At 62.5% G+C, this 12,532-nt stretch carries 9 protein-coding genes and 3 pseudogenes; 2 read left to right on the top strand and 10 right to left on the bottom strand.

Annotated elements, in window-relative coordinates; all coding sequences use genetic code 11:
- Nucleotides 1-78: 78 nt before the first annotated feature.
- Nucleotides 79-603, top strand: a pseudogene (locus tag IFT99_RS02915) (LysR family transcriptional regulator); the annotation flags it as partial.
- Nucleotides 604-605: 2 nt separating this feature from the next.
- Here the strand turns inward: IFT99_RS02915 and IFT99_RS02920 are convergent.
- The 10 genes and pseudogenes from IFT99_RS02920 to IFT99_RS02965 all read right to left on the bottom strand — a co-directional run.
- Nucleotides 606-1,136, bottom strand: a pseudogene (locus IFT99_RS02920) (substrate-binding domain-containing protein); the annotation flags it as partial.
- 41 nt (nt 1,137-1,177) lie between these two features.
- Entirely contained in the window at nt 1,178-2,476 is a 1,299-nt protein-coding gene (tcuC, locus tag IFT99_RS02925; RefSeq protein ID WP_192130372.1) for an MFS transporter, read from the bottom strand.
- Between the two features lie 191 nt (nt 2,477-2,667).
- Nucleotides 2,668-3,543 (bottom strand): EthD domain-containing protein, encoded by an 876-nt coding sequence (locus IFT99_RS02930; protein ID WP_192130373.1) that lies wholly within the window; start codon nt 3,541-3,543, stop codon nt 2,668-2,670.
- A 73-nt stretch (nt 3,544-3,616) separates the two neighbouring features.
- Nucleotides 3,617-3,865 carry a hypothetical protein gene (locus IFT99_RS02935; RefSeq protein WP_192130374.1) on the bottom strand — a complete coding sequence of 83 codons (249 nt, stop codon included), beginning with the start codon at nt 3,863-3,865 and terminating at the stop codon, nt 3,617-3,619.
- Nucleotides 3,866-3,897: 32 nt separating this feature from the next.
- A complete protein-coding gene (locus IFT99_RS02940) occupies nt 3,898-4,692 on the bottom strand; it encodes an NYN domain-containing protein (RefSeq protein ID WP_065988923.1) in 795 nt (264 codons plus the stop codon).
- 119 nt (nt 4,693-4,811) lie between these two features.
- Nucleotides 4,812-5,741 (bottom strand): 2-hydroxyacid dehydrogenase, encoded by a 930-nt coding sequence (locus IFT99_RS02945; RefSeq protein WP_192130375.1) that lies wholly within the window; start codon nt 5,739-5,741, stop codon nt 4,812-4,814.
- Nucleotides 5,722-7,374: pseudogene (locus IFT99_RS26535) on the bottom strand (MFS transporter). Before IFT99_RS26535 ends, IFT99_RS02945 begins: the two are co-directional and overlap by 20 nt.
- Before the next feature lie 47 nt (nt 7,375-7,421).
- The gene (locus tag IFT99_RS02955) at nt 7,422-7,871 is read right to left on the bottom strand and encodes a DCC1-like thiol-disulfide oxidoreductase family protein (RefSeq protein ID WP_192130376.1); all 450 of its coding nucleotides are present in this window, start codon (nt 7,869-7,871) and stop codon (nt 7,422-7,424) included.
- A complete protein-coding gene (locus tag IFT99_RS02960; RefSeq protein ID WP_192130377.1) occupies nt 7,868-8,863 on the bottom strand; it encodes an aldo/keto reductase in 996 nt (331 codons plus the stop codon). The genes IFT99_RS02955 and IFT99_RS02960 overlap by 4 nt, the downstream gene beginning before the upstream one ends.
- 66 nt (nt 8,864-8,929) lie before the next feature.
- The gene (locus tag IFT99_RS02965) at nt 8,930-10,576 is read right to left on the bottom strand and encodes a methyl-accepting chemotaxis protein (RefSeq protein WP_410933785.1); all 1,647 of its coding nucleotides are present in this window, start codon (nt 10,574-10,576) and stop codon (nt 8,930-8,932) included.
- A 944-nt stretch (nt 10,577-11,520) separates the two neighbouring features.
- Between IFT99_RS02965 and IFT99_RS02970 the strand changes: the two genes are divergently transcribed.
- Nucleotides 11,521-12,432, top strand: a complete 912-nt coding sequence (locus IFT99_RS02970; RefSeq protein ID WP_192130379.1) for a LysR family transcriptional regulator — start codon at nt 11,521-11,523, stop codon at nt 12,430-12,432.
- Nucleotides 12,433-12,532: the final 100 nt, after the last annotated feature.

Raw genomic sequence — 12,532 nt, forward strand, 5'->3', positions numbered from 1 at the left:
CGACTTGCCCCGGGATAGCTCGCCGACAGGTTCCGCTTTACCATTGATGCCCGTCTACGATCAAAGCGACGACATGCCGTGAACATCCACTTCGACCTCAATGACCTCCAGGCTTTTCGCGCGGTGGTTGAAAAGCAGGGCTTTCGCCGGGCGGCCGAGTCCATCCGCATCACCCAGTCGGCGCTGAGCCGTCGCATCGAAAAGCTTGAGTCCGCCCTGGGGGTCAAACTGTTTGAGCGGACCACGCGAAAGGTCTCGCTGACCAACGTCGGGCGGGCGTTCTTGCCACAGGTCGAACGGCTACTGGATGACCTGGACCTGGCCCTGCTCAGCATCGGCGATGGCGGCGCCAACCGCAGGGGCACCCTGACCGTGGCCTGCGTGCCGTCTGCGGCGTACTACTTCCTGCCCCATGCGATCCGCAGCTTTCACGCGCAATACCCGCTGATCAACATCAGACTGATCGACGTGTCGGCCAATGAAGTGAGCGCGGCGGTGGCGTCCGGCGAAGCCGATTTCGGGGTGAGTTTCACCGGCAACCTGGCGCCGGAAATCGAGTTCAGTCCGCTGCTCGAAGAGCACTACGTCGTTGCCTGCCGCCGCGGCTGGTAGTCACCCTTGGCCACAACGGAGGCCACCGGAATGCGCTCGATCATCTTGCTTTTGGGCGCCATCTGCGGCTGAACGCCGAGCTTCATGAAGAGCTCTTTCTCGATGTAGACGCCGCTTGCGCTGTCTGAATAAGCCACTGACTTGGCCGCCAGCAAGGTCTGTTTCAGCTCGGCATCGGTGCCGATGGCCGGTTTGTCGGCGCCGGCCTTCACCACCATGCCGATGCGCGAGTCCGCCAGTTCCACACGCGAGCCGGCGTCGACCTTGCCCTGTTTGATCAAGTCATCCAGGGCGTAGCCCACCATGATCACCACATCCGCGTGCTCGCCGCGACTCAACCGGTTGGGGATGGCTTCCGCCGCTTTACCCATCGACGGGCCGAGCACGGTTTTCAGCGTATTGCCGCTGTGTTCGGCGTACTCCGGCCCGAGGTGCTGATAGGCCGCAGTAAAGCCGCCCGAGGTCATGACGGTCAGCTCTTCGGCGTGCGCAAGATTGCCGTAGGCGCAGCTGGTCAGCGCCATAACGCAGAGGGGTTTAAGTAAAGAATTCATGACAGGGTCCTTCAAGCAGTGGCGAGTGACTGAGTGGCGAGACGGCGGTACAGCACCAGCGTCGCGGTAAAGGCGCACAGGGCGGCGAAGATCATCCAGTAAGCCGGCGCTGCCTTGTCCCCGGTCAGGTGAATGAGCCAGGTCGAAACCGCCGGCGTGAAGCCACCGAAGATCGCTGTCGCCAGGCTGTAGGCGAGGGAGAAACCCGCGACGCGCACCTCGACGGGCATCATTTCGGTGAGCGCCGGAATCATCGCGCCGTTGTAAATACCGTAGAGAAACGAGAACCACAGCAGCACTTCGAGCATGTGGGCAAAGGTCGGCGCCTGGGCCAGGAATGACAGCGCCGGATACGCCGTGACCAGCGTCAGCAATGACATCGCCAGCAGCAGCGGCTTGCGTCCCAGTCGGTCACTCAGGGCGCCGCCGATGGGCAGCCAGAAGAAGTTCGAGACCCCCACCAGCAGGGTCACGATCAGGGCGTCACTGGTGCTGAGCTGCAGCACCGAGCGGCCGAAGGTCGGTGCGTACACGGTGATCATGTAAAAGGCGGTGGTCGTCATTGCCACCATCAGCATGCCAAGGATCACCACACTGGCGTTGCCGAGGAGGGTGGCGAACACCTCCTTCATCGTCGGGCGGTGTTTGCGCGTGGTGAATTCTGCGGTTTCTTCAAGGATGCGGCGCAGCAGGAAAATGAACGGAATGATCAGGCAGCCGACGGCAAACGGAATGCGCCAGCCCCAAGCCGACAGTTCGGCCGGGGCAAGCCATTGATTGAGCCCGTAACCCAGGGCGGCTGCGACGACGATGGCCACCTGCTGACTGGCCGATTGCCAACTGGCGTAGAAACCCTTGCGCCCCGGCGTTGCCATTTCGGCGAGGTAGACGGACACGCCGCCCATCTCTGCGCCGGCGGAGAATCCCTGCAGCAGCCGTCCGAGCAAGACCAGCGCCGGTGCCCAGAGGCCGATCGTGGCATAACCCGGCACCAGGACAATCAGCAACGTGCCGCTGGCCATGATCGCCAGCGTCACGATCAGGCCGCGACGGCGGCCGACATCATCGATGTACGCGCCCAGCAGCACGGCGCCCAGGGGTCGCATCAGGAAGCCTGCACCGAACACAGCGAAGGTCATCATCAACGAGGCGAATTCGTTGCTGGCGGGGAAGAAGGCGGAGGCGATCTGGGTGGCGTAGAAGCCGAAGAGGAAGAAGTCGAACTGTTCAAGAAAGTTTCCGGAGGTGACCCGGAAGACCATTCCTGCCCTGGACTTCCCGGAGGAGGTCTGGCTTGGCGGCTGATGCATGTTGTTCTCCAGCGTTTTTTTTGAGTTTGTAAGCGCTTGTAACTGGAGATTCTGTGGCAATTTTCAGACGACGATAATCGTTATTTTTTCATCCTTTGATGCATGAATCAGATCAATGGAAAGGCCTTGGCGTTTCCCGACAGGCCATGGAAACGTCGGCAGCCGTGAGCCACGGCCGCCGACAGGAACCGCTAGCTGGCTTGGGTGCCTTTCAGCATCAGTTCTTTAACATCGGGCTGAACCTGATTCACCGCGCCCAGATACTCGATCAACTCGGCTGCCCGACTGCCGCGCAATCCGGCGGTGGTCAGCGACTTGTCGCGCACGTAGGTGTAGAGCCCGGAGACGGCGAACGTCTTGAGCTGGGCGATGTGCTTCGACTGTTCAGGCAGGGTGTTCTGGAACACGTCGCTCTGGAAGAAACGACGACGCGCCAGTGGCGAGGTGAACGCGATTTCCAGCACGGCCAATTCGGCACGCGCCGGGTTGGCGAAGTGCGCGACGTTGGGCGCAGGTGGGTGCTGGCCGTCGTTTTCGAAGGGGTCGCACAGGTGCAGACAAACCTTGACCACGTCGTCGGCCGCCGCCAGCAGCGGCCCCAGGTCTGACTTCAGGTACGCGTGCAGCTGCGCCAGGGTCTCCCGCGGGCTGAAGTGGATGTGAATCCGGTCAAAGGTGTCGGTGCCGTTGAACCGCTCATCCGCCAGCGCGTTGGTCAGGGTCAGCGAGCCGTCAGGCAGGGCGTAGGCCAGGGTTTCGTCGAACATGTTCTGCTCGTCCGAGAACAGAATCGGGCTGGCCTCCTGAAACTGCTTCTGGTCAGCAGCGGACTCAAAACCGATCTCCACGCCACCGTCCAGTTCGTAATCCTGAATCTCACTGATGCCATCGGCCAGCGGCCACAGGTGCGCATCCTGCTGCCGGGAAAAGTGGTGCTGGATGTACAAGCCAAGGCCCGGAAGCCGCGAGCACAGCGGGCCGTGGACGTCGCGCCAGTAATGAGCGAATACGTCGTGGGGCACGCGCTCTCGGCGTTTGACGGTTGTGTAGCTGTTGATCTCGATCATGGGGCACCTGTCAGTCGGGAAATGTTCAGTCGTAGTGATCGGATGCAGGTGCCGCCGCAGGGTTCAACGCGTTTTACCGGACGTCATCGCTCGCCGCCTGGGTGACGCGAATGTCCGTCAGCCCGAGCTGGCTGGCCTGTTCGATGATTTCATCCGGTTCGGCATCGGCATTGGGCATGATCAGGCTGTTTTCGCTGTCGCCGAAATGCAGCTCAAGCAGGTGCATCGCGGCGTCGGACGCTGACAAGGCTGGTTGATTCAGCTCGAAGCGATGGGTGCGGGGTTGGTCTTTGAAGCGATAGTCAACTGAGAAAACGGGCATGGAGGGCTCCATAAATGAAACAGGCTGATGGGTTATTTACCGTTTTGTCTGTGCCGGACGTACATCACCGCCGTGCCACTGGACGCGGGTCTGGCCTGCAGCTCGAAGGCTTGCGGGTAGCCCTTGATCAGGTCGCTGAGCTTTCTGTACCCATGGGTGCGCGGGTCGAATTCCGGTCGCAGCTTGGTGATGTTGGTGCCCAGGGCGCCTAGCTGCACCCAGCCGTCTTCGTCGGCAATGTCGTCGAGGATTTTCGCGATGAAACTGATGGGCGCTTTGGGACGCTTCTGGGTGTCCGCGGCCGCGGGTTTTGCCACGTCCGACTGCGCGGGCGCGTCGAGCGGCTGCTCTGTGCTGGCGGCAGCGATCACCTCTTCGCGGAGCAGTTCGATGTAGATGAATTTGTCGCAGGCCGCCACGAACGGCCGGGGCGTTTTCTCTTCTCCGAAGCCAATCACGGTCAGGCCTTCTTCGCGCAGTCGCGAGGCCAGGCGGGTGAAGTCGCTGTCGCTGGAGACCAGGCAAAAGCCGTCGAAGCGCCGCGTGTACAGCAGGTCCATGGCGTCGATGATCAGCGAGCTGTCGGTGGCGTTCTTGCCTTTGGTGTACGCGAATTGCTGGATGGGCTGGATCGAGTGATCCAGCAGGACCTTCTTCCAGCCGCCGAGCTGCGGCCCGGTCCAGTCGCCGTAGATGCGCTTGACGCTGGCGACGCCATATTTGGCGATTTCTTCGAACAGACCTTCGACGATGGCGGCGGGGGCGTTGTCCGCATCAATGAGAACGGCGAGGTGCTTTTGTGCGTGGCTGGAGGGGTGCGTGGCCATGGATCTTCCTTGGCAGGGGAAAGCCACACCATACCTCCAAACCCTCACTGCCAACAGGCAACGAATTCCGTCTTCTGCGACTCGGTTCTTTCATTCAGCCAGGCGCAGGCAGCATCGGCTTATTCCGGCACGGGCGTGGGCAAGTCTGCGCCGCTGTGCCAGGCGTGGAGGTTGGCCATGATCAGATCGGACATCGCCTGCCGGGTGTCCCACGTGGCGCTGGCCATGTGCGGGGTGAGCAAGGCGTTGTCCAGATCCACAAGCGCAGCGATGGGGTGCGGCTCGTCTTCGTAGACGTCCAGCGCCGCGCCGGCCAGACGACCCTCGGCGAGGACCCGGGCGAGGGCGGTTTCATCTACCACGCTGCCACGGCCGACGTTGATCAGATAGCCCTTGGGACCCAGCGCCTCCAGCACTTTGGCGTCCACCAGATGATGGGTGCTGGCGCCGCCGCCGACCGCGACGACGAGAAAATCCACCGCAGCGGCCAGTTCGAGGGCTGACGGGTAGTACGTGAACCCGACGTCCTGAGGCCGCCGCCCGGTGTAGGCGATCGACATATCGAAGCCTTGGGCGCGGCGGGCGATGGCGGCGCCGATGCGACCGAGGCCAATGATGCCCAGGCGTGCCCGACTGACTTTGCGGCTGAAGGCGATGGGGCCATTTGCCCAGGCGCCCGAGCGGGTAAAACGGTCGGCCACCCGCAGGTTGCGGGCGATGCCCAGCATCAAGGCCATGGCGAAATCGGCGACGTCTTCGGTGAGCACGTCGGGGGTGTGGGTGACGCGGATGCCACGCTCCCGCGCTGCCGCCACATCAACGCCGTCGTAGCCCACGCCAAACACAACGATGACTTCCAGCGCAGGGAGGCTGTCGATCAACTGACGGCTGACCGTGGATTCGCCATTGGCGACCATGGCGCGGATGTCGGCGGTCGATTCGCCGACGCCGGTGCCGTTTTGATCGGCGTCCACCACGTCGTAGGTCGCGTTCAGCGCGTCATCGAGCATGGCCGGCAAGCGGGCGATTTTAAGGAGCCTTGGCTTCATTTAAACCTCTTGGGACAGGAGCAGCAGCGGGGGGAGTTGCGCGGGCGGTGACAGGTGCGGCACGGGGCGAACGGGCCAGGAACAGTCCCAGCACACCGCCGGCCAACAAGGCTGCAGAGACCAGCAGCAGGGCGTAGTCGTAGCTTTGCGTGGCGTCCTTTATCCAGCCCATGACGGGCGGCAGGCCAAGGCCGGCGATGTTGGCGATGGAGTTGATCAGTGCGATGGACGCCGCGGCCGCAGCGCCCGACAGGTATTCGGTGGTGGTCGCCCAGAACACCGGCGTGGCGGCCCAGTTCAGACCGACCGCCAGCACCAGCAAGGCGTACGCCAGCCAAGGGTTGCTGGTCCACACCGCCAGCGCCAGCAGCACCCCGGCGGCCATCAGCGGCAGCGCCAAGTGCCAGCCGCGCTCGCCCTTGCGGTCGGAATGGGTGCCATTGAAGTACATGAACACGCAGGCGAACAGGAAGGGCAGCGCGGACATGACGCTGACGGTGAACGATTCCTGGCCGGACACCGATTTGACGATCAGCGGCAGGAACAGCGTGATGCCGATGGTGCCGAACGCCTGCAACAGCCAGAACAGGCTCAGCAGCCAGACCTGACGGCTGCGGAATGCGGTCTGCCAGGCGGCGTGGTGGGAGATCGGCGAGTTCGCTTGCTCGGCCGCGATGGTGCGGCTCAGCCAGTCTTTCTGATCGGCGTGCAGCCAGTGGGTGGTCTGCGGCGAGTCCGGCAGGTAGCGCAGCACGACAATCCCGAGGATCACCGCCGGCAGGCCCTCCAGCAGAAACAGCCAGCGCCAGCCGCTGACGCCGAAATACCCGTCCAGGTGCAGAAACGCGCCCGACAGCGGCAGGCCGATCACCGACGCCAGCGCGGCGCCAATGTAGAAGAACGACATGGCTTTGGCCCGATCGGTCTTCGGGTACCACTGCGACAGGTAGTAAATGATCCCCGGCGTGAAACCGGCCTCCGCGGCGCCCAGCAACAGGCGCATGCCCTACAGCTGATTGGCGCTCTGCACAAACGCCATGCCCGCCGCGACGATGCCCCAGGTGATCATGATCCGCGCAATCCAGCGCCGCGCGCCGACCCGCGTGAGGATGACGCTGCTGGGGACTTCAAGAAGGATGTACGTCAGAAAGAACAGGCCTACGCCGATGCCATACATGCGAGCGGTCAGGCCCAGCTCGGCATTCATCTGCAACGCGGCGACGGAAATGTTCGACTTGTCGATGTACGCGACCATGTACAGCAGCATCAGGAAGGGGATCAACTTGAGGTTGAGGCGCTTCATGGTGCTGGCGTGCAGGCCCGAATCCAGAGATGGCGTGGGCATGGGACTTTCTGTTGTTTTTATAGTGGCTATGAGGAGCGAAGAGGTTTCACCATAGACGACATATTCTGAGATCTCAATATGTGATTGTCTGTCCCATATAGTGGAACTTTTCCGAGTGAGACTGACTAGAGCTCTAGAGCCATGCCCAAGACGTGTGGGGGTGAGCTTACTCACGAAGGGGCCGGGACATTTGGCGACTTTCTCTGCGGACTGAAGACAGCCTTCGCGAGCAAGCTCGCTCCTACGGGATCGCGGAACGGCCTGAGATTCGAGCCATGCGCAAGACATGTGGGAGTGAGCTTGCTCACGAAGACGGCATTTCAGCCGCTGAAGAGTTAGCGGTCGTTGAGGGCGTTCTGGCTCAAGAAACGGCCGGGATGATCCGCGGCAGGCAAGCGACAGGCGTCATAACGGCCAAACAGTTTGTAGCGGTTCAGCGCGATCTTGTCGTACAGCCAGTCCCGCAAAACCCTTGGGAAAACCCGCGCGATGAGCAGCCAGTTCCATCGGGCGGGGAGGTGGGCGAGGATCTTGAACATTGCGTCCGAGCGGACGTAAAAACGGTCATTCTCCACCAGCACGATGGTGTTGAACTGATCCTGGGGCAACCCCGCCCATTTCAGCAGCGCCTGACCCTCGGGCGACTGCACCGCCGCGAGCGTCAGCCGCTGCTCGTGGTCCTGGCTGATGATGAAGGTCGCCCAGCCATTGCACAGCTTGCAGGTGCCGTCGAACAGCACGACGGCCCGGCCGGTGGCAAGCCCGGAATTGCCGTTGGGCTTCACGCGAAGCCTGTGACAGCGTGGGGAACGTAGGGCGCTTCAAGGCGTTTTACCTCATCATCGCTGAGCACCAGATCCAGCGCCGCGATCGCATCGTCCAGATGGTGCGGCTTGGAGGCGCCGACGATCGGTGCCGACACGCCACGCTGGGCCAACACCCACGCCAACGCGACTTGCGCCATGGGCACGCCGCGCTCGCCGGCAATCTGCTCGACCACATCAATGACGCGGCCATCTTCGGCTTCCGTTGCCTCGTAAAACGACTGGCCGGAGATGTCGGTCTTGGTGCGTTCAGTCTGCTGGCCGTGGGGCCGGGTGAGCCTGCCGCGGGCCATCGGGCTCCACGGCATCAGGCCGACGCCCTGATCCAGGCACAGCGGAATCATCTCGCGCTGTTCTTCGCGATACACCAGATTCAGGTAGTTCTGCATCGACACAAAGCGGCTCCAGCCGTGGGCCTTCGCCACCTGCTGAGCCTTGGCGAACTGCCAGGCGAACATCGACGACGCGCCGATGTAACGCGTCTTGCCGGCCCGCACCACGTCATTCAGCGCTTCCATGGTTTCTTCGATGGGGGTGTGATAATCCCAGCGATGAATCTGGTACAGGTCGACGTAGTCGGTGCCCAGCCGCGTCAGGCTGGCGTCGATGTTGGCCATGATGGCTTTCCTCGACAGTCCCTGTTCGTTGGGCCGCTTGGAGCCTTCCCACATGTTGGCCGGAAAAAACACCTTGGTCGCGATGACGGTTTCTTCGCGACGGGTGAATTCTTTCAACAGCTTGCCGACGATGACTTCCGAGGTGCCTGCCGAATAGCTGTTGGCCGTGTCGAAGAAGTTGATGCCTTGCTCGACCGCGTGCTTGATGATCGGCCGGCTGGCGTTCTCATCCAGCGTCCACGGGTGCGTGCCGGCGTCTGGCTCGCCAAACGTCATGCACCCCAGGCACAGCCTCGACACGTCCAGTCCCGTGGAACCCAGCTTCACAAACTTCATGCTTTACCTCCGAAATCGTCTGATGCCGCAAACAGGCGGCTCAGTGGTGCGATTCCGTCGGTGCCATTAAGTTCTGAATTGCATCACCAGACCGTTCAGGCCCACCGCCAGTTGCGACAGCTCGTTGCTCGCCGCCGAGGTCTGGTGGGCGCCGGCAGACGTCTGCAGCGACAGGTCGCGGATGCTGGTCAGGTTGCGATCGACTTCCCGCGCGACCTGGGCCTGTTGTTCGGTGGCCGTCGCAATGCTGACGTTGCGCTCATTGATCAACACGATGGCGGTTTTGATGTCGGCGAGGGCACGACCGGCGGCACCGGCGACGTCCAGGCTGACCCGGGCGCGCTCGCTGCTCTGACCCATGGCGGTGACCGCCTTGTGGGTGCCGCCCTGAATCGAGTCGATCATCTTTTCGATCTCGGCGGTGGATTGCTGGGTGCGGTGCGCCAGGGCGCGGACTTCATCCGCTACCACCGCGAAACCACGTCCTGCTTCGCCTGCACGGGCGGCTTCGATGGCCGCGTTGAGGGCGAGCAGGTTGGTCTGATCGGCGATGCCGCGAATCACGTCCAGCACGCCGCTGATGTTCTGCACCTGGCCGGCCAGCCCATTGATCTCGTCCGCGGTGCTGCCGACCGAGTCGTGCAGCGCGTTGATCGCCGAAATGGTTTCGTTGACCCGCAGGCGGCCCTGTTCCGCCGAGTCGCTGGAATCCCGCGCGGCTGTCGAGGCCAGGGAGGCGTTGTGGGCGACTTCTTCCACCGCCGCGCTCATCTGATTGATGGCCGTGGCGGCCTGATTGATTTCGTCGTTCTGACGCTGAACCCCGCGCAGGGATTCTTCGGTCACCGCGGTCATTTCTTCCGAGGTCGACGCCAGCTGATTGGACGAGTGGCCCAGCTCCGAAAGCGTGTGGCGCAGGTTCTGCTGCATCACCGACAGTGCTTGCAGCAGGCGGCCCGGCTCGTCGGAACCGTCCACTTGAATCGGCTTGCTCAGGTCATTGGCAGCGATGTTTTCCGCGACGGCCAGGGCTTTGGCGATCGGCGCGACCAGGCTGCGGGTGAACAGTGCCGCCAGAGCAAGGGTGGCGACCAGCGCGACCACGATGGCGGCGATGATGACCTCGCGGGCCTGGGCGTAACTTTCATTTGCCGCGACATTTGAGTCCTGCATTTTCTGGTTGCCGAGGTCGGCGATGGTCGCGATGTCCTTGGCGAGTGCGTCTGCCGCGCGGGTCTGTTCACCGGACGGCTCGGTCAGCGAGGCGACAACGTCATCACGCTTCTGCGCCACGGCGTCGAGAAAACGCGCGTGCACGGCGAGGTAGGCCTGCATGTCGCGCTCCATCTGCGCGTAGGCACTCAAACCACGCTCACTGATCAAGAGGGTTTTCAGGCGTTTGGTATCGCGCTCGAGGTCAGCGCGGCCCTGGCTGACGCGTTTCATGGCCGAGTCGGTGCTGGCGGCGCTCTGCGCAGCGCGCAGGCTGGTGTTGCCGAGGCGGATGGTCAGCAGATCATTTTTGATATCGGCGATGGCGAGGAGGGTGGGGAGTACGTTGTCCTGCAGTGCGTCCCGGGCATCTTTGAGCTTGGACGATTGCATCAGTGAGAACAGTCCGACGGCGGAGATCAACACGGCGAAAAAGCCGAAGCAGATCAGGGAGCGGGGAGCGATGTTGAGGCGTCTGAGGTTCATGTCGGGGCTGTCCATAAAAATAGAAATCACCGGTATATCGACCTGAATCGGTTCAGCTTGATAGTGGATTACTACTGGCACACCACGGATCCCTGGTAGGACTGGCTTTAGCCGCGAAGGCGTCGGACGTCACACCGCAAAATGGATGGCGAACGTGCTGGCCTCTTCCCGGCTAAAGCCAGTCCCACTGACCTACTACGGATCCCTGGTAGGACCGGCTTTAGCCGGGAAGGCGTCGGACGTCACACTGCAAAATGCATGGCGAACGTGCTGGCCACTTCCCGGCTAAAGCCAGTCCCACTGACATACCACGGATCCCTGGTAGGACCGGCTTTACCCGGGAAGGCGTCGGATGTCACACCGCAAAATGGATGTCGAACACGCTGGCCTCTTCCCGGCTAAGGCCAGTCCCACTGACACACCACGGATCCTTGGTAGGACCGGCTTTAGCCGGGAAGGCGTCGGACGTCACACCGCAAAATGGATGGCGAACGTGCTGGCCACTTCCCGGCTGAAGCCAGTCCCACTGACACACCACGGATCCCTGGTAGGACCGGCTTTAGCCGGAAAGGCGTCGGACGTCACACCGCAAAATGGATGGCGAACACGCTGGCCTCTTCCCGGCTAAAGCCAGTCCCACTGACATACCACGGATCCCCGGTAGGACTGGCTTCAGCCGGGAAAGGCGTCGGACGTCACACCGCAAAATGGATGGCGAACACGCTGGCCTCTTCCCGGCTGAAGCCAGTCCTACAGACACACTGCGGATCCCTGGTAGGACCGGCTTTAGTCGGGAAGGCGTAGGACGTCACACTGCAAAATGCATGGCGAACGTGCTGGCCTATTCCCGGCTGAAGCCAGTCCTACAGACGACGCGCGCATCCAGTAGCACCGGCTTCAGCCATGCCCGCTCGCCAACCCGTGTATTCTTTCGGCCGGACCTTGATCGAGTACGTCCCATGCTGCACAAAAACCTCATCCGTCGTCTCGACCTGATCACCCTGAAGCTATTCGTGGCGGTGTACGAAGAAGGCACGCTGACCCGGGCGGCGGCGCGCGAGGCGATTGCCGTGTCGGCCGCCAGCAAGCGGCTGATGGAGCTGGAAGAAGTGCTCGGCATCGGCCTGTTCCTGCGCAATGCCAAGGGCATGCTGTTGACGGCCGCCGGCGAGACGATGCTGCACCACGCCCGGCGCATGCTCTCCGATCTGGAAAAGATGGGCCTTGAACTCGACGAGCACCTCCAGGGCATGCGCGGTTATGTGCGCATGCTGGCCAACCTCTCGGCCATCATTCAGTTCTTGCCGGAAGACCTGCACGCCTTTGTCGCCAGCCATGAGCTGGTCAAAGTCGATCTTGAAGAGCGGCCCAGCAACGGCGTCGTGCAGGGACTGGTCGACGGTGTCGCGGACATCGGCATCTGCTCTGAAGACACCGATGTTCAGGGGCTCCACAGCGCACCCTATCGCCGCGACGAACTGGTCGTCGTGATGCGTGACGATCACCCGCTCGCCGGGCTGCAGCAGGTGGCCTTCGAAGACACCCTCGGCAGCGACTACATCGGTCTGCACGCCGCCAGCTCCATCAACATGCGCACCCAGAACGCTGCGCGCGCCCACGGCCGACCGCTGCGGGTGCGCATCCATGTGCCGGGCTTCGACGCCATGTGCCGGATGGTCCAGGCCGACATGGGCATCGGCGTGCTGCCCCGCAAGGCGTTCGACCTGCTCGGCCCGTCCCTGGGCCTCAAGGCCGTGGGCCTGAGCGATGCCTGGGCCCGGCGCACACTGATTCTGGTGGTCCGCGACACCGCGGCGCTGTCGCCGGTCAGCCAGTTGCTGTTCGAGCACCTGCACAGCCAGGACCGCTAAGCCTTCGCGTTTCGCGAACGGCCGTTGCCAACTGACGGTTGGATTTGCTGAACCGCGTTCCTCTAGTCTGGGCGACAAATTCCAAGAAAGACTCGAGGTA

Source organism: Pseudomonas sp. CFBP 8772, assembly GCF_014841665.1.
In the GTDB taxonomy this organism is placed as follows: domain Bacteria; phylum Pseudomonadota; class Gammaproteobacteria; order Pseudomonadales; family Pseudomonadaceae; genus Aquipseudomonas; species Aquipseudomonas graminis_B.